This window comes from Spirosoma spitsbergense DSM 19989, assembly GCF_000374085.1.
Taxonomy (GTDB): Bacteria; Bacteroidota; Bacteroidia; order Cytophagales; family Spirosomataceae; genus Spirosoma; species Spirosoma spitsbergense.
On record NZ_KB893499.1, the window covers coordinates 73,669 to 97,111 of the forward strand.

Consider the following 23,443-nt stretch of genomic DNA (forward strand, 5'->3'; position numbering starts at 1 on the left):
TTTTACTGAGAATGCCCCGTTTTGTCCGTCATTTCGTCTGGTAACTGTACCCCTCATGAACCGATTTCTCTTTTCATTACTGCTGCTCCTGACCAGCCTTTCAGCCGTGCAGGCACAGCCAAAACCCCTCACCACCCGGCAAACGGCCACTGGCAATACCGCCAAACCCTGGACCTACTGGTGGTGGATGGGCGATGCCGTCAACGAACCCGACATTACCAGCCTGCTTGAGCAATTCGCCAAAGCCGGCCTGGGCGGGGTACATATCATTCCTATCTACGGCGTAAAAGGCTTCGAGAAGCAATTCATCCCCTACCTGAGCGACCGATGGCTGGCCGTATTTGCCCACACGGTTCGGGAAGGGAAACGGCTGGGACTGGGTGTCGATTTGACCACCGGCACGGGCTGGCCGTTCGGCGGGCAGGGCGTAACAGCAGACATAGCGGCTAAGGCCTGGAAGGTAGAAAACGGACAACTAACCTCCGCCCTGACGAAGCAACAGGTAAAACGCCCCGCGCCGGGTGGGCAGGGACCAGTAATCGACTACTTCAGCAAGTTCGCCGTAGCGCAGTACCTGCACCGCTTTGACTCGACGCTGACCCGGCTACCGGAACGGCCAAGAGCCGTGTACAACGACTCCTACGAAGTGTACGGTGCCAACTGGACGGATAAATTCCTAACTGAATTTGCAGCCCGACGGGGGTACGACCTAAACACCCAACTGGCTGCTTTGCAGGATACTACCCAGTCGCCCACCAGCATCCTCGTTCATCAGGATTATCACCAAACCCTGTCCGAGTTGCTGAACGATGGCTTCGCCAAAACATGGGGCAACTGGGCCACAAAAGCCGGGTATTTATCCCGCAATCAGGCCCACGGTTCGCCGGGTAACCTCATCGACCTCTACGCCCAGGCCGACATTCCCGAAACCGAATCGTTCGGGTCCAGCCGCTTTCCCATTCCCGGCCTGCGGGTTGATGCCAATTACGAAGTCGACCGATTTGGAACACCGAATCCGCTGGCCATGAAATTTGCATCGTCGGCCGCGCATTTGCTTGGTAAACCACTGGTCAGTTCCGAAACGGGCACCTGGCTGGCCAATCATTTTCAGGTGTCGCTGTCGCAGATAAAACCGCAGGTAGATGAGTTGCTGGCGGCCGGCATCAACCATATTTTCTACCACGGCATCCCCTACTCGCCCCCATCCGAAGGCTGGCCTAACGTGGATTCGCCGGGCTGGCTGTTTTATGCCTCCACCAACTACGGCCCCACCTCGCATTTCTGGCCGCACCTGCCGCTGCTGAATCAGTACATTGAACGCTGCCAGACGCGCCTGCAAAGCAGCAAACCTGATAACGACGTGCTGCTGTACTTCCCCATTCATGATTTGTGGGCGACGCGGGCCAGATCGGCGGGCGGGATTCACCAGTTGGAAGTTCACCATGTAGAGCAATGGTTATTGCCGCAACGCTTCGGGAAACTGGGTGAGCAACTGGCGCAGCGCGGCTATGCCTTCGACTACGTTTCCGACGATCTGCTGACAAAGCTTACCGCCAGCCCGTCCGGCCTTCGGAGTCCGTCGGGTGCCACGTACAAGGTGGTGCTGGTACCCCGCAGTACGTACCTGCCCGAAACGTCGCTCCGGCAACTGGAACGGCTGGCCCGGCTGGGTGCGCGGATTATTTTCGATGGGCCACTAGCGCAACAGGCACCGGGTTTTTATCAGCATGAAGCTCGCTCGGCAACGGTAAAACAACTCGGCAAAACGCTCCAGAACATAAAAACGGTTACCGTTACGACGGACGTGTTCAGTGAGTTGCCCAAAGCAGGCGTTCGGGTTGAACCCTGGGCCGCCGAAGGGCTGTCCTTCATCCGCAAACAACGCGCTGATACGACCCAGTATTTCATCACGAACCTGGGCAATCAGTTCCGTCAGAACTGGATTACGCTATCGGCAACGGGCCGCATCAGTCGGTACGACCCACTGACCAATCAAACGAAAACAGTACCCGTTCGGAAAGGTAAAAACGGGCAGAATGAGGTATGGATGCCCCTTGAGCCCGGTCAGTCCTGTTTTATGAACGTCACCTCAGGAACGCCCAATATCGTACCTGCGGATGCTCAAAAACGTCTGACGAGCCAGCCCGATGCACCAGCCATTTCGCTGACCAATCCCTGGCAATTCCAGTTTATGCAGGGCAGACCAGCGTTGACAACGACAGCTACCTTTCCTAAACTCGTCTCCTGGACAACCGTATCCGACTCGGCGGGGTATTTTTGGGGCATTGGCCGGTACACCACCACCTTTGATTTGCCCGCCGGGGCAAAGGCGGCATCCTACCTGCTTAGCCTGGGCGATGTGCGGGAAGTAGCCGACGTTCGGCTGAATGGTGAATCCATCGGAACGGCCTGGTGCCTCCCCTACCAGTTGACCCTACCGGCCGATAAGCTAAGGCCCCGGGATAATCGGCTGGACATCGACGTTACGAACCTGTCGGCAAACTACATGCGGCTGTACGACCAAATTCACCCCGAATGGAAGAAATTCTATGACATCAACATCGTGGACATACGCTACAAACCCTTCGATGCGACGAAATGGGATGCCCTGCCTTCCGGGCTACTCGGCCCTCTTACGCTGACGCCGGTCGTGTCAGTATCAAACCCGTAAAAAGTGCTTTATCCGTTACCGCAGAAGGTAGCCACGTTAGACCTACTCCGTATTTCTGTCCGATGAAACGACTCCTCGTTCCCTTTATCCTGCTGTCGGCGATGTTGTTCGTAGCGGCTAGACTTACCAACCAGCCCATACTGCCCGGCTCGGCCAGCGACTGGCCCGAATACCTGGGTGGCCCCGACCGAAACCATTATTCGACCCTTACCCAAATCAATGCGGGAAATGTCAGCCAGCTAAAAATTGCGTGGCAATACCACACGCTGGATTCGGGACAGATTCAGTGTAACTCCATTATCAAAAACGGCATCCTGTACGGCATGACGGCCACCACGCAGCCCTTCGCCATCAATGCGGCAACGGGCAAGCAAATCTGGCTACGCAAAGACAGTCTGGCCATGAACGGAGCCATTCGCTCCAGCAGTACCAGCCGGGGGCTTGTTTACTGGGAAGATGGGGCCGACCAGCGTATTCTCTTCACGAACGACTCCTGGCTCTATGCCGTGGAAGCCACCACCGGTAAACCCGTGACGACTTTCGGCGAGCAGGGCCGTACCAGCATGAAAGCCGGATTAGGACCAACGGCGAAGGATAAAATGGTTATTTCCAACACGCCCGGCACCGTTTTCGAAGATCTGATTATCATGCCCATGCGCCTGTCGGAAGGAGCCGATGCCGCACTGGGCCACATTCAGGCATTCAATATCAGGACGGGCAAGCTGGTCTGGGTGTTCCATACCATCCCCGAACCGGGCGAGTTTGGCTACGACACCTGGCCGAAAGACACCTATAAAAATACCGATGTGGGAGCCGCCAATAACTGGTCGGGGATGGCTGTTGACCGGCAGCGGGGTATTCTGTTCGTACCCACTGGCTCAGCCGCTTTTGATTTCTACGGTGGTAACCGGGCGGGCCAGAATCTGTTTGCCAACTGCCTGCTGGCCCTCGATGCCAAAACCGGCAAGCGGCTCTGGCATTACCAGCTCGTTCACCACGACATTCTAGACCGCGACGCCCCCGCTCCGCCTAACCTTGTGACGGTAACGCATAACGGAAAAAAGGTAGATGCCGTGGCGCAGGTGACCAAGCAGGGCTACGTTTTTCTCTTCGACCGGGAAACGGGTACGCCCTTGTTTCCCATCAATGAAGTGCCGGTTCCAGCTTCCGACGTTGAGGGCGAACAGGCCTGGCCCACGCAACCCATCCCGACCAAACCCGCTCCCTACGCCCGGCACTCGCTGAAGGCCTCGGATATAAGCCCACTGGCCGAAAACCGGCAGGAGCTCATCGCTACCCTGAAACGCAGCCGCTACGATGGGGCTTTTACGCCCCTCAGCGCGCAGGGCACCATCATCTATCCCGGTCTGGATGGCGGGGCCGAGTACGGGGGTGCCGCCGTTGACCCCGGTGGGATTATGTACGTGAACAGCAACGAGATGGGTTGGTTGATTTCGCTCAACAAAAAACTATCCGCCGACCAACTAGCGCAGCTTAGTCCCGGTCAGCGGGTGTATACCACCACCTGTTCGCCCTGCCACGGGGCCGAACGAAAAGGCAATCCGGCCAGCGGTTTTCCATCCCTGTTGAATATCCGGAAACGCCGGAGTCAGGCCTACGTGAGTAACATCGTGTCGCATGGAAAAGGCATGATGCCCGCGTTTACGAGCCTGTCGGATACCCAGAAACAGGACTTGCTGGCGTATCTTTTTGAGGAAGAGAAAACGGGGGCGACCGTCACCCGTGAACCGGGACTGAGCCAGGCCGAACAGGCAAAATCGACCGTTCCGTACCGTATATCGGGCTACAGTAAGTTTCTGGATAAAAACGGCTATCCCGCCGTAAAACCACCCTGGGGTACGCTGAACGCCATCAACCTGAACACCGGCGAGTACGTCTGGAAAACGGTACTGGGTAATTATCCGGAGCTGAAAACCAAAGAGCCTACCGGGTCGGAAAGTTACGGCGGCCCCGTTATTACGGCCAGTGGGCTGCTTTTTATTGCGGGGACGAAAGACGCCATGTTGCGCGTATTCGACTGCAAAACGGGTAAGCTGCTCTGGCAAACCCAACTCCCGGCGGCCTGCTTTGCCACGCCCAGCACTTACGAAATAGCGGGTAAACAATACATCGTGCTGGCCTGTGGCGGCACCAAACTGGGGGCACCAAAAGGAGAAAGTTACGTAGCCTTTGCCTTGCCCTAACCCGATCAACATCCAACATGAATCAGGCTATTGGTATCGACTTGGGCGGCACCCGCATTAAAGGCGTCCTTATCGACACCCAAACGGGTACTGTTATTGAAAAACAGATGACTCCCACCAACGACGGCGAAACCAGTAGCTGGAAGCAGGCTGTTGCCCAAACGGTACGGGACCTGAAAGCTGCTGCAAGTCAGCCCGTTCTGGGCGTAGGTCTGGCCGCCCCCGGACTGCCCCGGTCCGACAATTCGGCCATCGCCTACATGCCCGGCCGGCTGCCGGGGCTGGAAGGGTTCGACTGGGGTGGTTTTCTAGGCGAGCGGGTCTGGGTACTGAACGATGCCCATGCCGCCCTGATGGCCGAAGCCCGGTTTGGAGCCGCCCGCAACCTGTCTCACGTCGTTATGCTTACGCTGGGTACGGGTGTTGGGGGGGGCATGCTGGTCAACGGTCAGTTATACCAGGGATTTTTTCAGATGGCCGGGCACCTGGGGCACATGACGGTAGATGCCGACAGCGACCAACTCGATGTTACGAACGCGCCCGGTAGCCTGGAAGATGCCATTGGCAACGCCACCGTTGGTCGCCGGTCCTACGGACGGTATCAGAGTACCCATGAACTGCTGGATGGCTATAAACGGAGCGAACCGCTGGCTACGCTCGTCTGGCTGACCTCCGTGCGTCGGCTGGCGGGGGCGCTGGCCTCCGTCGCCAACTCGTTTTCGCCCGAACAGATTATACTGGGCGGGGGCATCACGCAGGCCGACGATGCGCTGTTCGGTCCTCTGGCAACCTTCATGGACCTGTTTGAGTGGCGACCGGGCGGCAAAAAGACAACCATCTGCAAAGCCCATTTCGGGGAGTGGGCGGGTGCCATTGGAGCCGCTGCCAGTTTGCAGGGTTAGCTAACCCAAGCCGTTATGGTGTCCGTTTTGAGTGGTCGGGCTGGTCTAAACAGACACCATAACGGCTTGGGACTATTTCCCCAACTCCAGCACCAGGGCCGTTTTAGCGGGCAGTTTCAGGAGTTTCAAATCGGTCAGTTTCTCATCCGTCAATACGTTTTTCGCCGACGTAAAGCCATTCATGCGCTCGTAGAAACGGTCCGTATCCAGGCTAATTTCCTTCTCGGTGCTGTTAGTCGCTACCATTACCGTTTTGCCCGCATCGTACCGAAAATAGACATACGTGCCATTTTGTGGCAGGTACTGCGTGAGTTTCCCCGAATGCAGCGCGGGCGTAACCCGGCGGTAGTTCGCCAGTCTTTTCACAAAATTGAAGGCATCGTTTTCCTTGTCGGTACGGCCGGCAGCCTCGAACTTATTTTCCTTGTCCCCCGAAAAACCACCGGGAAAATCACGACGCACCTCGGCATCCGACGGATCTTTGAAATTCTTCATCAGAATTTCGGTGCCGTAGTACATCGACGGGATGCCGCGCGTAGTGAGTAGCCACGTTAGTCCAATTTTGTACTTATCGAAATCATCGCCAATCACGGACAGGTAGCGGTCTGTGTCATGGTTATCCAGGAAAGTGACGAGTTTGGTCGGGTCGGCATACACCGCATCCTGCGCCAGTGCCTGATAGGGGCGGTTTACGCCATCGTCCCAGCTAAAATTCTGCTTTAATCCGTCCAGCATGGCCGAATACAGCACAAAATCAAGGCCACCCGGCTGATTCGACTTAAAGGGGAAGTCAATTTTGTTGCGGGTGTAATACGCCTGGTCAACTACATTGTTCACCCACGATTCGCCGAAGATGTGAATTTTCGGGTACTCCGTCATCAGGGCCGCATTGCAGCGATTCATAAATGGCATATCGTTGTACATATACGTGTCTACGCGCCAGGCATCTACGCCAAACTCCTCCACCGTCCAGATGGCGTGCTGAATCAGGAAGTTAGCTACATAAGGATTGCTCTGGTTGAGGTCGGGCAGGAACGGTACGAACCAGCCATCAAGGGTAACGCGCCGGTCAATTTCCGCAGCGTGGGGATCCGTAATGGGCTGGTATTTATAGGAAGTGTTCGTGTAAGTGGGCCACTGATGCAGCCAGTCTTTGCTGGGCATGTCTTTGATAAACCAGTGATTGATACCCACATGGTTATATACTGCATCCTGCACCACTTTCAGCCCATCAGCATGGGCTTTTTTCACGAAAGTCTTGTAGGCATCGTTACCACCTAACCGCTTGTCGATGGCGTAATGGTCTGTAAAACCGTAGCCATGGTAGGCCGAGCGCATAACCCCACCCTCGTTGGTAAGGGGCTGATTATTCTCCAGCACGGGCGTAAACCAGATGGCCGTAACCCCTAACTCTTTCAGGTAGTCGAGGTGTTTGGCAGCACCAGCCAGGTCCCCCCCGTGCCGGTAAAATGGATTGGCCCGGTCGGCGTTAGGGTCGGCCATATCGGCAAATTTATCGTTGGCGGGGTCACCGTTGGCAAATCGGTCGGGCATGGCCAGGTAAATGAAATCCGCCGAGGTTACACCACTTCCTTTCGGGGTTTTGTCGCGGGCTTTCAGTTCAAACGGCTGCGTGAGCGTCTGGCTGCCCCGCTTGCCCGTTAATTTGAGGGTTCCGGCTTTGGCAGCGGGCGAAATAACCAGGTCTAGGAAGGCGTAATTCGGGTTTTCGACCGTATGCGTTTTAGCCAGTTTGACCCCCGGATAGCTGAGCGAATAGGCCAGGGTTCCGGCATTGGGTCCGTACACCATCAGTTGTACCGTTGGATTCTTCATCCCCACCCACCAGTTGGTTGGGTTGACGCGCTGAATCTGAACATCCTGGGCAACGGTGACACGCGCCATCAGGATCAGCACGAAAATGAGCGTAGTAAGTAGTTTTGTCATAGGCTGGCAATCGATTGACATACGAATAATGCAACAATAACGAAAAATAGCGAAAAACTTTAGCCAAAAAAGACCCTAGCTTTGCAAGGATGTGACTTAAATCCTACTGTAACCTAAATTGATCTGCCCATATGTACACGGAATCGGTTGTCCCGACGATGGACAAATTAATCATTTACCAGATTTTCACCCGTCTGTTTGGTAATCAGAACACCACTAACCGACCCTACGGAAGTCGCGACGAAAATGGCGTCGGTAAATTCAACGACATTAATGAAGCGGCTCTGAAAGCAATCCGGCAATTTGGGGCCTCGCACATCTGGTTCACCGGTATTATTGAACACGCCACCGAAACCAATTACAGTGCCCAGGGCATCCGTCCTGATGATCCAATCGTAGTGAAAGGGCGGGCAGGGTCTCCTTACGCCGTAAAAGACTACTACGATGTCGACCCCGATCTGGCTGTCGACGTGCCCAACCGCATGGCCGAGTTTGAAGCGCTGGTACTCAGAACACACTCCCACGGCCTGAAAGTGATCATCGATTTTGTGCCGAACCATGTGGCCCGTCAGTACCAGTCCGACAGCAAACCGGCGGGCATTGCCGACCTCGGTCAGAACGACGATACCAGCCTCGCCTTTTCGTCCGCCAATAATTTCTACTATTTGCCGGGGCAACAATTTATCAGCCCTGACCAGGATCCGCTCCATCATCATGCGGATAGCGCATCCGTTCCGAAGCTGAAAGAGTTTCCGGCCAAAGTTACGGGCAGTGGTTCCCTGACAGCCACCCCGGACATTAACGACTGGTACGAAACGGTGAAGCTGAATTACGGCTACAATGTTTTCGACGGCAGCGCCCACTTCAATCCCATTCCGGCCACCTGGCATCAGATGCTTGATATTCTGCTGTTCTGGGCCGAAAAAGGCGTCGATGGGTTCCGTTGCGACATGGCCCATCTGGTGCCGGTCGCTTTCTGGAACTGGGCCATTGGCCGGGTGAAACAGCGTTACCCGCGACTGATTTTTATTGCCGAAATCTACGATCCGGGCCTATACCGTTCGTTCATTTTTGAGGGCCGCTTCGACTACCTCTACGACAAAGTAGGGCTGTACGATGCGGTTCGGCGGCTCATGGAAGGGCATGGTTCCTGTTATGAGCTGACCAGTGTGTGGCAGCACGAATCCGGCGATTTTGCCCAGCACATGCTCCGGTTTCTGGAAACGCACGACGAACAGCGTATTGCTTCCCGTTTCTTCACCAACGACCCCTGGGCTGCCATACCCGGTATGACCCTGACCGCCACCATGCACACAGGACCAGTTTTGCTGTATTTTGGGCAGGAAATTGGCGTGTGCGCCGAAGGCGCTGAAGGCTTTAGTGGTGATGACGGGCGCACGACTATTTTCGATTACTGGGGATTACCCGATTGGCAGGGCTGGCTCAATAAGGGCCGGTACGATGGGGCTGGCCTGACCGATAATCAGCGCAGTCTGCGGGCATTTTATCAGCAGTTGAACCACCTCGTCACTAATTCCGATGCCATTCAGAATGGCTATTTTTACGATTTACAGTACGCGAATGACAATGGGCAAGGCCCGGGGTACGATGCCCATCAGGTATATAGTTACCTGCGTTATACCGAACGGCAGCAGTTGCTCATCGTCTGCAATTTTTCCAGTGATAAAACGTACAGTACCACTATTACCATTCCCCAGGCCGCTTTCGGCGCTATGAAAAAAGAGGCTGCCCAAACGTACTGGTTCAATGATATTTTTATGAGTGATACCCGGATTGAGACATCCGGTCTGGCGGGTGTTCCGATTCAGCTACCACCCCGTTCGGTACGGATATTTGAAATAAAATCGCAAAAAAAAAGCTACTTTTAGCTGATCTCTTCGTCACTATACTTGTGTAGATCCTAACTAAGTGCCTGTGCAAAAACTGTTTACTACCCTCCTTTTGCTGCTGTTTTCACTAGCCGGACAGGCTCAGGCAATTGTTCTGTCCAGTAACCTGAACTCATTGACCCTCGTGGGTGGCAAAACGCTTGCCGAAACGACCATTAAAATCGGCAAACAGTTTCTCGGTAACCCTTACACTCCGCATACGCTCGACGTAAACCCCACCGAACAACTGGTGGTTAACGTTCGGGAATTCGATTGCACCACCTACCTGGAAACCGTACTGGCCCTTTCATTAACCTGGCAGGCTGTATCCGATAAACAGAACAGGGTTCTGTTTGATGAGACGTTTCGCCATTATCTGACCCGACTTCGGTATCGGGACGGACAAATTGAGGGCTACGCCAGTCGGCTGCATTATTTCTCGGACTGGCTTCGCGACAATGAACGAAACGGCCTCCTGACGGACGTAACCCATGACTTACCGGGGAGCATATCCGTTGCGAAAGCCGTTTCTTACATGACAACGTCGATGTACCGGTATCCCCAGCTACACGACCCGGCAATTTTCAAACAGGTGGCCCAAACCGAAGCATCCCTGAGTCAGCAGTCATTCGCTTTTATACCAAAAAAAAATATCCGGCAGGCCGAAACGCAGCTTCAGGACGGGGATATCGTGATGCTGATGGCCGCCCGGCCTGGTCTGGATATGAAGCACGTTGGCCTGGCCGTTCGGCAACCCGATGGGCGCATGCATCTTCTTCATGCCTCCTCCGACCAGGGTGCGGTAGTGATTACGAAATACCCCATAAGCGATTACCTGTTGTGGCATAAACACCTGTCGGGCATTCGGGTGGCCCGGTTGAAGTAATGTGCTTATTTGCAGACGAGCGGTTTTTCGTTTGTGATTCCTGCTATGCCAGCCCTTTGGTAGCCACAAACGACAGGTCACCATCGTTTTATTTCTCCAGCCCTGGTGGTACTAGTGGCACGATGGTCGAGTTTTTCACTTCGGCCATCACAAAAAAGCTGCTGATATGCAGCGTACCCGCAATAACGGACAGGTGCTCCTGGTAAAAGCGGTTGTAGGTTTCCATATTACGGCTGACAATCTTGAGCAGGTAATCGAACGTACCCGACACCCGATTACACTCCACCACATCGGGCAGTTCACAAATGGCCGTTTCAAAAGCGGCAAAAGCATCGCGGGTTTGCCGGTCGAGCGTAACCTGGCAGTAAACCATCAACAGATTACCCAGTTTTTTTTTGTTTAAAATCGTCACGTAACGGTCAATGATCCCTTCCCGTTCGAGTCGCTTTATTCGCTCATGAACAGGCGTTTTAGAAAGGTTGATCTGCTTCCCAATTTCCTGAATGGTCATCAGTGCATTTTGCTGGAGAAGGGTCAGTATTTTACGGTCGGTATTGTCCAGATTATCCATAACGGCATTTTTACGTCTTTCACCCCTAATATTCGTTTAAAATAGAACTATTTTCTATAATAAATCTATAGTAAAGGTTTTTTTTCTAAAATATTGATAGATATCAGAAAATCAACATTGCCCCTCTACCTTTGTTTGGAAGCAAGACTAGTAGGCCAAATCAATTGATCGCTCATGGTAATCGGAGTTCCTACCGAAATAAAAAATAACGAAAATCGCGTTGCGTTAACTCCTGCAGGCGTTACTGAACTTCGGAAACGTGGCCATACAGTGTATGTACAGGTCAATGCAGGTTCAGGCAGCGGTTTTGAGGACGAAGAGTACATTGCGGCCGGTGCTACAATGCTCCCCACCATTGAGGCTATCTATGGCATCGCGGAGATGATCATGAAGGTTAAAGAGCCGATCCGTTCGGAGTATGACCTCATCAAGGAAAACCAGCTTCTCTTTACGTATTTCCACTTTGCTTCGTCTGAGGAGTTGACCCAGGCCATGCTGGCTAAGAAAGCAATTTGTCTGGCTTACGAAACCGTTGAGCGGCCCGACCGTAGTTTACCCCTGTTGGTACCAATGTCGGAAGTAGCCGGTCGGATGGCGGTTCAGGAAGGCGCCAAATACCTCGAAAAACCAATGAAAGGTCGGGGTATTCTATTAGGTGGCGTACCGGGGGTTAAACCGGCTAACGTACTCGTGCTCGGCGGTGGTATTGTTGGTACACAAGCTGCCAAGATGGCCGCTGGACTAGGGGCGCAGGTTACCATTATGGACGTAAGCCTGGCCCGGCTGCGTTACCTGTCGGACATTATGCCGCCCAACGTGCAAACAATGATGTCGAACGAATATAACATTCGTGACATGATCAAAATCTGCGACCTGATTATCGGGGCAGTACTGATCCCGGGAGCCAAAGCCCCGCACCTAATTACCCGTGAAATGCTGAAAGAGATGCGGCCTGGCACGGTGTTGGTCGACGTAGCCGTGGATCAGGGCGGATGTATCGAAACCTGCCGGCCAACTACGCACGAAGACCCCACGTTCATCATTGATGGTGTCGTGCATTACTGCGTAGCCAATATGCCGGGGGCAGTTCCCTATACCAGTACGCTGGCGTTAACCAATGCTACCCTGCCTTATGCGTTGCAATTAGCCAATAAAGGCTGGCAACAGGCATGCCGCGACAACACAGACCTGAAACTGGGACTGAATGTAGTAGAAGGTAAAGTAGTGTATCAGGGTGTAGCCGATGCCTTCGGTCTGCCATTAACCGATGTGAATTCCATACTGACTCAGGAGTCAGCGTTAACGCATTAACAATATTACTTATTCATCGACAGACGCAGGCCATACTTTTCGGAGTATGGCCTTTTTTTGACCTCAACTCAACAACTTCGCTACCAGAAGATCCCATTCCTCGTCCAGCGAGCCATCGAAATAGGATTCTCCCGCCCGACGATACCAGTAGTTAGCGTTGAACCGATCCCCTTCTTTTCGGTGCAGGTAGGCATGCAGCCGGTCGTAGGGCTGAGTACCTTCCTGACTTTGAGCCACATTGTGGGCGGCTTCCCAATTGCCGCTGGCATCATACCAAAGTCCCTGTAAAACCGGGTGGATATCTGCTGGGGGTTCGGCCTGCGACAGGGTAGTTTTAAACTGGTCAATAGTCATTTCAAGCTGGGTGTTTCGGGTAAAGCCTTTTTCAGGTACGATTCATAAGCCGGGGTCACATAGACCGTATAGGTATTCAGACGCACGGCCCGGTAAGGCTGCTTCATTACGCGGGGCAGTCGTTCGGACAGTTTCTGAAAATCGTTGTTCGGGATAATGGCTAGATCAGCTTTTTCCCACTGCTTTTCGGTAGGCCAGATATTATAATGCTTGTGGAAAAACGGAATCAGGTAATCAAATACAAACACATTTGAGCGTGCGGGAATACCGTGGGCCAGTTTTTGAACAACGGCCACGTCCGAAGCCGGTAACAAGGATTCTTTTTCGGGATCGTACCGGTGCGTCACGATAGCATGGAGACTGGCAAACAACCGAAAATCGGGCCGGGCATACTGAACGAGGGGGAGTTGTACAACCACGAGTACCAAACAGACCGGAATCCATTGCCTGCCGGGTACCTCCTTCCTGCCAACACCCAGTATAAGCCACACCAGCAACGTGTACACCACCGAAAACGCATAAACCAGCACAAACCGGGGTGGCCACGTAAGCGACACGAGGTCAAACAAAGCGTTGGTCCCGTAATAAGTCCCCCCCTGTACCCAGTTGGAGAGTAACAGCGCCAGTTGAGCCACTGCATAGATCAACAGGACTCCTCCTGTTTGCTGCCAGCCAGTTCGAAACAGGCCATAAACCAATAAGCCAATAGAAGGCAGTAATAGCAGGACCGTTTGCCCCAGCAAGCGTAAGTTGGTCCGAATAAACGTTGGATCATGTAGCCCGCTGCCGATAGCATCAAGGGCTTGCTGAAGCCTGGGCTCAGGCTCAGCCGAGTGATTTTTGTACGACAGAAAAACCATTCCTGCTATAAAAACAGCCGCCCAGCCACCCAGCACCCGCCAGAATACGGGCTTGGTGAGTATGCCAAAAATACTACGCTCACGGTTGGTAGCCAGATACTGAAGACACAGGAAAGCCAGGTGAATAGCCCCTGCCAGCAAAGCGCCATCTTCTTTTACCAGTACAATCAGCGCACCCGTTACCCAGAACCAGGTTGACTGATGAGTGTATAAGGCCAGAAAAAAAAGAATCGATAGCGGGAAATAGGTCAGTTCAGGATGCCAGCCAATGCCGGGGTGGTCATTGAGCCAAAACCAGACAGGGCCCAGCAATAATACGCTCAACGCGGCCCAGACAGCCCAGGAAGCCATTTGCCGGCTAAGCTGACGTAATAGTAACCCGTAACTCAAGGCTAACAGACCCACCTGGACGGCAAAAGCACCGTAGGCGCCACTTAGGTAGATAAGTGGCCCCCAGAGTAACATGGCATAATTGTTATGAATCCGGTCGTCGTAGCCCCAGATATTTTCATAGAGCAGCGGCCTGCCATCCAGCCAGCTGCACGATGCCTGGAGAAAAATGTACATGTCGTTGTAGGTATAATACAACGCATTGAACCGGGCAATTTTGAAGCAGAAAAATAAGAGTAGTATCAGGCTGCTCGTGGCAACCGGAACAATCCAGCGTGATTTCATAACATACTAACAGTGGGCCGTTTGCCAGTAGCTTTAGCAATTCATACCCGGCAAAATTCTGTTTACAACCATTGCTCGCGCAGAATGCCATTTAGTTTTTCGTACGGAATCGTGACCTGAACCGGTCCTACAGCGTAAGCGGCTATTTCGTACGGATTGTAATAGAAAATCAGGCCATTGCGGGTCGTACCAACGTTATCAGGTAGAAAGAAATGACCGTCGCGCAGAAAATACCCTTCTTCCTCCAGGTTGGCATTCGGCTCTATTTTCTGCTGTTGCCGGAAGGCTTGCTCTAATAGGCCAAGCAGGGCCGTGGTATCCTCAACCATATCGTCCAGCGTCAGCAGCCTTCCTGTTTTTCGATCAAACGTATAAAAACTCAGGCTTGAGTTGGGGTGAGCACCACCCATATAAGCATACGTTTCAACCTTTACGGTCAGGGCTTTCGCGCTTGAATGAACGGTATCAGCTCTGGTCTCCAGTTGCCAGCAGCCGCTCAGGCTTCCCATATCTTTCCGCACCGCTTCATAATCCAGCGCAAACAGGGAAGCGGCCTTGTTCAGGTTAGTTTTCGCGTCAGGATTATTGGCCACCGTTGTACTATCGAGCCAGCCGGTCAGGCTGTTAACGGCTATCAGGTGGAGACTATCATTAATTTTTCGGGCACCTTCGGTATCATCCTTCAGCAACATATAAGATACGGATACATCAACACCGGTATTACTGGTACTGTCGCAGCGCGTTGCTCCGCCAAAAGTGTATTGTTGTCGTACTAAGGATGGAGGACCCGACTGCGTTAAATGACAGGCTGACAAAAAACTCAACAAACCGAAAAAGACCGGCACAAAACAGAACTTCATAACGATAAAATATGGTAATAAGAGGAAGTCAGGTATAAACGAGTTAACAACTGGCTAACTACCCAATTTCATCCGATTATCCTTCGCTACAAACTTAGCAAATCTTTGAACCGAATAGCCTGCCGCCGACTAATTTCAATCTTGTCGCCCCCACGTAATGTTACCAGCAGCCCCCCGCTAAACCAGGGTTCAATTTTTTCAATCCATTGCAGGTTGATGATGTGTTTGCGGTTAGCCCGAAAAAAAGTGCTGGGGTTGAGCCGGTCTTCAAGAGCGTTTAACGATTTCAGGACCAGTGGTTTCTGATCATCGAAATAGAGCCGGACGTAATTACCCATGGATTCAAACAACCGAACTTTTCCCAGTTTGACGAACCAGCATTTTTCCCCATCCTTCACGAATACCTGATCGTTTTCGCCCAGAACCTTTGAGGAAGTTCCTGGAAATGACCCCGCATTTTCGGGAATGTGCTGTTCTTCCTCAACCCGGAGAATGGCTTCCGACAGCCGGGCCAGTTCGATGGGTTTGAGCAGGTAATCGAGCGCATTGAACTCGAAGGCTTTGATGGCGTATTCATCAAAAGCCGTTGTAAAAATTACTTCAGGAGTTTTGCCTTCAATAGACTGAAGCAACTCAAAGCCGTTTTTACCCGGCATCTGAATATCCAAAAACAGGAGTTCCGGCTCCAGTTCATCAATCATTCCCAATGCCTCATCAGCATTGGCCGCTTCGCCAATAATCTGAATTTTGGGGAAGTTTTCGAGTAGCCGACGTAGTTCATTACGAGCCAGGCGCTCATCGTCAATGATAAGGGTTTTCATGTAAAAGTCAGTTGTTCAGCTAATTAGCTGGTAAATTGTGGTGAGTTAATTGAGGAGTCGATCAGTTGGGTACGATGAGCCAGTATTAACTGACTAACGCTCTAACTGACTGACTGATTTTCGGAACATGCCCTCCGATTGGGCGGGAATCAATATGTCGGCACATACGATAGCTTCGTCTTCCTGAAAAATCTGAAAATGGGCATCCGGTCCGTAGAGCAGTTCGAGCCGCTGGGCGGTGTTGGCCAGTCCAAAGCCGCCCGATGCTTCTTTATCGCCCAGCACACCGGTATTTCGGATAACGATATGTAGTTTGTCGGTACTGATGCTGCTGTGTACTTCCACGAATCCCCCCTTAATGGCGGTGGACACCCCGTGCTTGATGGCATTTTCGACCAGCGTTTGCAGCATCATGGGAGGAACCTGCCAGAACAGGGTTCGCCCGTCGATATCGATATACGAGGTTAGCCGGTCTTCATACCGGACCTTTTCCAGTGCCAGATAGTCTTCTACCGTTTTAATTTCTTCCCGTAATTCAACCGTTTTTCGGCGGTCGGCCAGCAGCGAATTTCGCAGTAAATTGGACAGTTGCGTAATACTTTGCTGGGCCTTAACGGGGTTTTCGTGCACCAGTGCCCGAATACTGTTCAGGGCGTTGAATACAAAATGAGGATTTAACTGGGAGCGCAACACCTTAGCCTCTGTTTCGCGGATGCTGGTTTTGAGGAGTATCTTCTCAATTTCGGCGTTTCTATTCTGCTCTACATAATGGTAGGCGGTATAGGTAAGCACCCAGGCCAGCATACTTTTACCCCAGTTCAATATGTAGCCAAAAAACAGAAAGGGTTCGCCAACCAGGTGCTGCGGTACAATAATCTTATCGATGGGCATGTTGACCATCGTCATAATCAGGGCCAGCACCAGAATGGAAAGCAGCACGCGGGGTGCTATCTGAAAGAAGGGAAGCCGTACCCAGTTCCACCGACGAATCATTAGTCGATAGAGGTGAGTGAGGGTAATTCCCAGAAAAATATTGGCAATGGCCAGGTAAAGCACGTCAACGTCAAAGCCATCCTCAAACAAATAGCCCACGTACTCCACCGCAAGAAGGAGCGACCAGCCAAAAATCTGACAGAACCAGTATATTTTCTGCTTTGACATACACCTTTTCTCAGCCACCTATCAGCAGTAACCAGACGAATATACGGGCTTCAGCCGGCAAACCAGTTCATCCATTAACGAATGGATAAATAGAGGTATTACCGGACATATGGGACTGTTGACTGGTAACCAGACAGATTACTACATCAGTGCCAGTGACAGCAGGTGAGCTGTATCATTGGCCTGTTCAACCGTAAACCGGGATGACTCGTACTGATAGCCGATTTTGTACAGGCACAGGTTACTATGCTCGAACTGATCCATATCAGATAAAGGCCTGTTAGTAAGCCAGCAGAGTAGAATACGCATGGCCCTACCGTGCATGGCTACCAGAATGGTTTCTTCTTCCGGGTGCGAGAGAATAACATCCAGGGCTATTTTTTGCCGGGCGGCTACCTCGTCGGGGCTTTCCCCCTGATCCGTGGTTTTGGCCGTGTCCCCCGACGACCAGGCTTCGATCAGGTCCCGGTAATATTCATTATCCAGATTACCGGGAATTTTACCTTCCATCACGCCCCAGCAAATTTCGTTTAGCCCGGTCAGTTTTTCGTACGGTATGCCCAGGTCAATGAATGGCTGGGCGGTCTGGTGCGTACGTTTCAATCCGGAAATATAAATTTTGCTGAAGGGTACGTGCTGGTAGGCCTGGAAAAAGGCTTGTGCCTGCGCCTGTCCCATGTCGTTAAGGTCTGAATCTACCCCGCTTCCCTGCACGACTCCCCGCCTGTTGTAATCCGTTTCGCCGTGGCGAATCAGATATATTGTTTTTTGTATCAAACCTATTCCTTTGCTAACCGATAATTTTTCCCAAAATTGGCCCGTAAAATTACACAAAAACGGTTCATTAACCTGTTTCAAAGGCTAAGTTTCGGTGTTGTCATAAGCCGACAACTCGTTTGTCAACCTCACCCGAAACGTTAATCTCCAAACCAAAAACGACAATGAAAGCAGGCTTCGACCTAAATGCGCTTGATTTTATTCATACCGATTCCCTGGGCAAGCACCTCGGAATTGAGTTCATGGAAGCCGGAGAGGGCTACCTGACTGCCCGAATGCCCGTTGATAACCGCACGCGGCAACCATTCGGTATTCTGCACGGTGGGGCATCGGTGGTGCTGGCCGAAACGCTGGGCAGTGTAGCCTCCTGGATGCTGCTGGACGACCCCTCAACCCAACGTGCCGTGGGGCTGGAAATTAATGCCAATCACATTCGCTCCGTTCGGGAAGGCTGGGTCTACGGTCGCTGCACCCCCATCCATACGGGCCGCACCACTCAGGTTTGGGACATCCGAATTACCGACGAAGGCGGCAAACTGGTGTGCGTGAGCCGGTTGACGATTGCCATTATTAGTCAGTGAGTTGATCCATTCGACCTGTTATACAGAAACTGTTTCGTCGATGAATCATCAGCAAAGAAGTGTGTTCACCATGAGCCGTACCCGTATGTTGTGGCAAACGGCCGGAACACTGCTGGCAATCATAGCGCTGGTAATCATTCCTGCTGGTATCGCGTTCAGTGATGCGCGCTACCCCGACCTGTCGATACTGCCCATTTTCTGGGTGCTGGGCATCGGCTTTGTAGGGGTTATTGTTCTGCTCGAGATGAAGCCACAAACCGTTTCAATTGAACTAGGCGAAACGGGCTTTACGATAAAGAAATGGGGAAGTCGGGCTGTTTATTACCCGTACAGCGCCATCATGTCGTACAACGAGCGACGCCAGTTTGATCGTTCTTCCGCGTATGATGAGCTGACGCTGTACATGCCGACCAACTGGTTTATGCTCCGCTCCAATGTGTTCCAGGACTATCCTTACCTGAAAGCCCAACTGACGCAGTCGGCCCGGCCGGTACCCTACCGCCGGGTCATTACCCAAACCGAGCGAACGCAATTTAGGTGGTTTCTGGGTGGTCTGTCACTGGTGATTATTGCCAGTATTGTGTTTGGCTTCGTAGCGCACAATCCATCGGGGAAGAACCCCGCTCCGCTAGGGTCATTTACTGCGCAGCTTGACGAAGTACGGGCAGTGGAAGCGAAAAGTAATTTCAAAGGCGTTTCGTTTCGGCTCAACCGCTGGCCCGACCTCTGGTTTTACGCCAGCCGGCAGGATTTTGATCAGGATATCCAGTTTCTGCTCCGGTACATCCGCCCGAACCGGCCCGTAACGCTGCTGCTGCGGGAGAGTGATATCCAGAAGAAGCTGCTCAAAACCCAGTCGCTTACGTTTGGCGATAAATACATCGACTACAAACGGATCGAAGTTTTCGGCATTCGTCAGGGAACTGACATCAACCTGAGCACCAGCCAGCCGGTTCGGGAGCCAACCCGTACCCATCCCTATAGATGGCTGCTTTTCTTTGGTATGCTGCTCGTGTTCTGCGGTAGTTGCTGGGTTTGGGTGGAGCAACAGCCATTGATTCGGGCGAGTTGATGGCACTACTTTACAACAGCGTATATAGAGGTACGTACCGACTCTGGCTGATGAGTAATAACTATAGGTAACTGGCTGCCTTTCGGGAGCCATAGTAGATAATGCATAAGTAGAAATACTGTGTATACAACTTACGCATTATAGTTTATAACTACCTTTACAACTTCACTACAAACAAACTTGTATATGCACCTAAAATTCTACGTAAGAATAAGTCTTACGGGACTCCTTCTAACCATGATTTCGTTCATGGTGAAGGCGCAGAACACTTTTTTCGAACCTGTTGCCACAGGGCAGCTTCGCACTGCAGCTCCCCTGGCCGCTACTATTCAGAAGTACACGCTCTATAAACTCAAAACAACGGAGTTACGCAACTATCTGGCGAAGGCTCCGCTCGAATTTCAGCGTCGATCTACCCCCTTACAGCTGGATATCCCCCTGCCTGATGGTACTGTAGAAACGTTTGCGATGAGCGAATCGCCAATCCTGTCCCCTGCGGTAGCCGCTGCCCACCCCGACATTAAAACGTATACGGGAACGGGTCTTGTTCATCGTAGCTACACAATTCGGCTGAGCTTTACGAATAGCGGCTTTGACGCCATTATTCTGGGGGTCGACAACGATGCGGTTTATTACACCAAAGCGGTAGCCGACCCTGCTGACCAGGTTTATGTAACGTACTTTGCCCGGGACGCCAAAAAGTCCGATACGGCAAGGCCATCCAACGCATCCGGTAAGTGTGGCAGCAATGGCCCAATGGTGGATAGTAAAGACGAACCATTGATTAACCAAAGTCGACTCAGAGCAGCTCAGAATAATACTGGTACTACCCTGCGAACCTTTCGGCTAGCAATGGCAGCAACCGGGGAGTTTACGCAGCAAAAGGGGGGCGGAAACGTCACCAACGCCTTCAACGCACTGGTAGCCTACGTAAACCGGATGAACGCGGTGTACCGGGTTGAACTGAGTGTGGCCTTTACGCTTGTGAGTGGCACCAACCTGGTGTATCCCGATGCCAACACAGACCCGTACACGAATGCCGACCAGGGAAAAATGCTGGATGAAAACCAGGCGAATCTTACAAATACAATTGGAGCGGCTAACTACGATGTTGGCCATATCCTGGGCACCGCTGGTGGTTCAGGAGGGGGCGTAGCTGTGTCGCCGTCCGTTTGTAAAGATGACGTCAAAGCACAGGGTGTTTCCGGTGTAGGCGACGGCTCTTTTGCCGCTGTTTTCGACGACCAGTTAATTAGTCACGAAGTTGGGCATCAGTTCGGCATGAGCCATACGTTCAACAGCAGCCTCCCGGTTTGTACAACGCGTGAAGCCAACACGTCCGTAGAACCTGGTGCCGGTACAACCATCATGAGCTACGGCTATACCTGTGATAACGCCACGGGCAATGATAACTACGAAACCCCTGCCTATCAGCCTTTTCTCAATTTTCACACCGTTAGCTACAGCCAGGCGGCTGCGTATATCAGCACGCTTACCTGTTTCTCAGCAACAACGCTGGCTAACGCCGTTCCGGTGATTGGTACATTTCCTGCCAACACCAACATCCCTAAATCAACGCCCTTCGAACTAGCCGGAACAGCCACCGACGCCGATGCCAATGATGTACTCAGTTACTCCTGGGAGGGTACCAATGTGGGTACGGTCGTGCCTGATGCCACTACGCTGTCCAACATGGCCATGCCGCCTTTTTTCCGGAGTTATCCTCCTGTAAATTCCGGCACCCGGGTCTTTCCACGCCTATCGGCCATTCTGGATGGTACTAACTACGCAAAAGGCGACAAGTTACCATCGGTGGGGATTGCTACTACGCACCGGCTGACCGTACGCGATAATGTAGGCGGCCTTTCTTACCAGACCGTTACGGTAACGGTTGATGGCAATTCGGGACCATTTCTGGAAACGACCAATCTATCGGGTTCGTATCCGGGCAATTCTACTCAAACCATAACCTGGAGTGTCAACAACACAACGGCTCCACCAGTCAGTTGCGCCAATGTCAACATCCTGTTATCCACGGATGGCGGTCTGACATTTCCCACTACCCTACTGGCCAACACACCAAATGACGGGAGTGAGCCGGTTATACTTCCCGAAGTATTGACCAGTAAAGCGCGGATTAAGGTGAGCAGCAGCAACAATGTTTTCTTTGACATATCGAACGCTAACTTTTCGATAACCGCCCCCGTTCCAGCTGTACTGGTAGCTAACCTGACGGCCAACCCAACCACGTTGTTGACAACGGACAACACATCGCTGTCGGCAACGGCATCGGGTGGTACTGGTCCTTATACGTATGCGTTTAGTGGACCGGGCACCATCGCGCCAACGGGTAATACCGCCACCGTATCAGGCTTACCAGCAGGGATACAGTCCTTAACCGTAACCGTTACGGATGCTACAGCGCCTACCAACCAGACCGTTACGGCTACGGTATCCGTAACGGTTAACGCGCCAGCGGTTCCGATTATCAGTACGGATAGCCCTGATCCCATTGCCGGCGAAGGCACCGCCCCCGCTCCCACTGCGCAATCGGCTGGTTTACGGGCTAGACTACGGGTTGCTGAAAATGCCCAATCCGATTTTGACCCCGGCATTTTGCGTTTCCAGCGTAATGATACCAGGGGAGTACTGGTCATCCACTACGAGGTAGGAGGAACGGCAACCGGTGGCGACGACTACGTTGGCCTGCCTGGTTCAGCTACTTTTGTGGATGGACAGTCGGAAGTACTCGTGGAAGTTGATCCTATTGAGGACGACGTATACGAAGGCGACGAAACGGTCATTGTAACCCTCATTGATGAGGCTGATTATGATCCAGATCCGAATGAGACGACGGCAACGATCACCATTCGGGATAACGATACTCCACCAACGGGTACTTTTTCTATTACGGGTGTGACGATGATGAGCTGTCAGACCATCTCTGCCGGTGAGCGCATGCTTAGCTTCACCCCCCAGTACAGCGGGGCCACGACCGACCCCATCAGTTTCTCAGTAGCCAACGAGATGCTGCCTACCACGGCTCCAGGGCCCTACTCGCTGCGGGTTTACACCGACAACCCAACCATTACGCTGGTGGCGAAACAGCTGGCGAACCAGGCTACATACCCCTACAACTGGCTAGCGGCCTGTGGCACCCCAACACCGCCTACACCAACGGGTACCTTTTCTATCACGGGTGTGACGATGGTAAGCTGTCAGACCATCTCTGCCGGTGAGCGCATGCTTAGCTTCACCCCCCAGTACAGCGGGGCCACGACCGACCCTATCAGTTTCTCAGTAGCCAACGAGATGCTGCCTACCACGGCTCCGGGCCCTTACTCGCTGCGGGTTTACACCGATAATCCAACCATTACGCTGGTGGCGAAACAGCTGGCCAATCAGGCTACATACCCCTACAACTGGCTGGCGGCCTGTACCAACAGTGCAAGCGCCCGGCAGGGAAGTTCTCAGGAGGGTATCGGGCTACAGGTTCGGGTGTTAGGCAATCCGGTGGAGAATCGAATGGCTGAAGTCGAAATTAGCGGTGTAGCCGGACAATCTGTTCAGGTAATGCTCATTGACCTACAGGGCCGGTTGCTACATCAGCAACGTGTTGGCGAGGCCACTTTCAGGGAACGGGTGAGTGTACCCCTCGGCTCAGGCAAAGGTGTTCTACTCCTACAGGTTAGTACGACTACCCAGCAACAGCTGGTTAGATTAGTAAAACCTTAAAGGCTTAAACCAGTAAGTAGCATTAAATACAACAGGTCCTGTTTCTTTGAGAGACAGGACCTGTTGTTGTTTCCCCATCGTTCAGCCAGGGCACACTTACGTCACCATTACTATTTATAGCACCCCCCTACCGGACTGAGGCTTCCTGAACTAACCCAGCGGGTCC

General features: G+C 52.6%; 17 protein-coding genes. 9 read left to right on the forward strand and 8 right to left on the reverse strand.

The features are described 5' to 3' along the window. Window positions 1–55 precede the first annotated feature (55 nt). The 3 genes from B157_RS0111760 to B157_RS0111770 all read left to right on the forward strand — a co-directional run bounded on the left by B157_RS0111760 (window position 56) and on the right by B157_RS0111770 (window position 5,777). Complete coding sequence (locus B157_RS0111760; protein ID WP_020603525.1) at window positions 56–2,671, forward strand: glycosyl hydrolase; 2,616 nt, start codon at window positions 56–58, stop codon at window positions 2,669–2,671. A gap of 62 nt (window positions 2,672–2,733) precedes the next feature. Beyond that, window positions 2,734–4,875, forward strand: coding sequence for an outer membrane protein assembly factor BamB family protein (locus B157_RS0111765; RefSeq protein WP_020603526.1), 2,142 nt, complete (start codon window positions 2,734–2,736; stop codon window positions 4,873–4,875). Between the two features lie 17 nt (window positions 4,876–4,892). Further along, window positions 4,893–5,777 (forward strand): ROK family protein, encoded by an 885-nt coding sequence (locus tag B157_RS0111770; protein WP_020603527.1) that lies wholly within the window; start codon window positions 4,893–4,895, stop codon window positions 5,775–5,777. Between the two features lie 72 nt (window positions 5,778–5,849). On the opposite strand, the gene B157_RS0111775 is transcribed toward B157_RS0111770, so the two are convergent. Further along, window positions 5,850–7,724, reverse strand: coding sequence for a glycoside hydrolase family 13 protein (locus tag B157_RS0111775; RefSeq protein ID WP_020603528.1), 1,875 nt, complete (start codon window positions 7,722–7,724; stop codon window positions 5,850–5,852). Window positions 7,725–7,855: 131 nt separating this feature from the next. Here B157_RS0111775 and B157_RS0111780 point away from each other — a divergent pair, with 131 nt between their 5' ends. Both B157_RS0111780 and B157_RS0111785 read left to right on the forward strand, forming a co-directional pair. Beyond that, a complete protein-coding gene (locus tag B157_RS0111780) occupies window positions 7,856–9,613 on the forward strand; it encodes an alpha-amylase family protein (protein WP_020603529.1) in 1,758 nt (585 codons plus the stop codon). A 46-nt stretch (window positions 9,614–9,659) separates the two neighbouring features. Further along, window positions 9,660–10,499, forward strand: coding sequence for an N-acetylmuramoyl-L-alanine amidase-like domain-containing protein (locus B157_RS0111785; RefSeq protein WP_020603530.1), 840 nt, complete (start codon window positions 9,660–9,662; stop codon window positions 10,497–10,499). 88 nt (window positions 10,500–10,587) lie between these two features. Here the strand turns inward: B157_RS0111785 and B157_RS0111790 are convergent, their stop codons facing one another. After that, entirely contained in the window at window positions 10,588–11,070 is a 483-nt protein-coding gene (locus tag B157_RS0111790; RefSeq protein ID WP_020603531.1) for an Lrp/AsnC family transcriptional regulator, read from the reverse strand. Between the two features lie 174 nt (window positions 11,071–11,244). Here B157_RS0111790 and ald point away from each other — a divergent pair, with 174 nt between their 5' ends. Beyond that, on the forward strand, window positions 11,245–12,381 hold the full coding sequence (gene ald, locus B157_RS0111795; protein WP_020603532.1) for an alanine dehydrogenase: 1,137 nt from the start codon (window positions 11,245–11,247) through the stop codon (window positions 12,379–12,381). Window positions 12,382–12,444: 63 nt separating this feature from the next. Here the strand turns inward: ald and B157_RS0111800 are convergent, their stop codons facing one another. From B157_RS0111800 to B157_RS0111825, 6 genes are all read right to left on the reverse strand, one after another. Continuing rightward, complete coding sequence (locus B157_RS0111800; RefSeq protein ID WP_020603533.1) at window positions 12,445–12,735, reverse strand: hypothetical protein; 291 nt, start codon at window positions 12,733–12,735, stop codon at window positions 12,445–12,447. Beyond that, window positions 12,732–14,270 (reverse strand): hypothetical protein, encoded by a 1,539-nt coding sequence (locus B157_RS0111805; RefSeq protein WP_020603534.1) that lies wholly within the window; start codon window positions 14,268–14,270, stop codon window positions 12,732–12,734. The genes B157_RS0111800 and B157_RS0111805 overlap by 4 nt, the downstream gene beginning before the upstream one ends. Window positions 14,271–14,332: 62 nt before the next feature. Next, on the reverse strand, window positions 14,333–15,130 hold the full coding sequence (locus tag B157_RS0111810; protein ID WP_026308645.1) for a DUF3298 and DUF4163 domain-containing protein: 798 nt from the start codon (window positions 15,128–15,130) through the stop codon (window positions 14,333–14,335). Window positions 15,131–15,216: 86 nt separating this feature from the next. After that, complete coding sequence (locus B157_RS0111815) at window positions 15,217–15,951, reverse strand: LytR/AlgR family response regulator transcription factor (RefSeq protein WP_020603536.1); 735 nt, start codon at window positions 15,949–15,951, stop codon at window positions 15,217–15,219. Between the two features lie 93 nt (window positions 15,952–16,044). Next, the gene (locus B157_RS0111820) at window positions 16,045–17,112 is read right to left on the reverse strand and encodes a sensor histidine kinase (protein ID WP_020603537.1); all 1,068 of its coding nucleotides are present in this window, start codon (window positions 17,110–17,112) and stop codon (window positions 16,045–16,047) included. A 141-nt stretch (window positions 17,113–17,253) separates the two neighbouring features. Then, window positions 17,254–17,889, reverse strand: a complete 636-nt coding sequence (locus B157_RS0111825) for a histidine phosphatase family protein (protein ID WP_026308646.1) — start codon at window positions 17,887–17,889, stop codon at window positions 17,254–17,256. Window positions 17,890–18,053: 164 nt separating this feature from the next. Between B157_RS0111825 and B157_RS0111830 the strand changes: the two genes are divergently transcribed. The 3 genes from B157_RS0111830 to B157_RS36825 all read left to right on the forward strand — a co-directional run bounded on the left by B157_RS0111830 (window position 18,054) and on the right by B157_RS36825 (window position 23,277). Continuing rightward, a complete protein-coding gene (locus tag B157_RS0111830; RefSeq protein ID WP_020603539.1) occupies window positions 18,054–18,470 on the forward strand; it encodes a hotdog fold thioesterase in 417 nt (138 codons plus the stop codon). Between the two features lie 40 nt (window positions 18,471–18,510). Further along, a complete protein-coding gene (locus B157_RS0111835) occupies window positions 18,511–19,542 on the forward strand; it encodes a hypothetical protein (protein WP_157618404.1) in 1,032 nt (343 codons plus the stop codon). Between the two features lie 186 nt (window positions 19,543–19,728). After that, window positions 19,729–23,277 carry a reprolysin-like metallopeptidase gene (locus B157_RS36825; RefSeq protein ID WP_084761801.1) on the forward strand — a complete coding sequence of 1,183 codons (3,549 nt, stop codon included), beginning with the start codon at window positions 19,729–19,731 and terminating at the stop codon, window positions 23,275–23,277. Window positions 23,278–23,443: the final 166 nt, after the last annotated feature.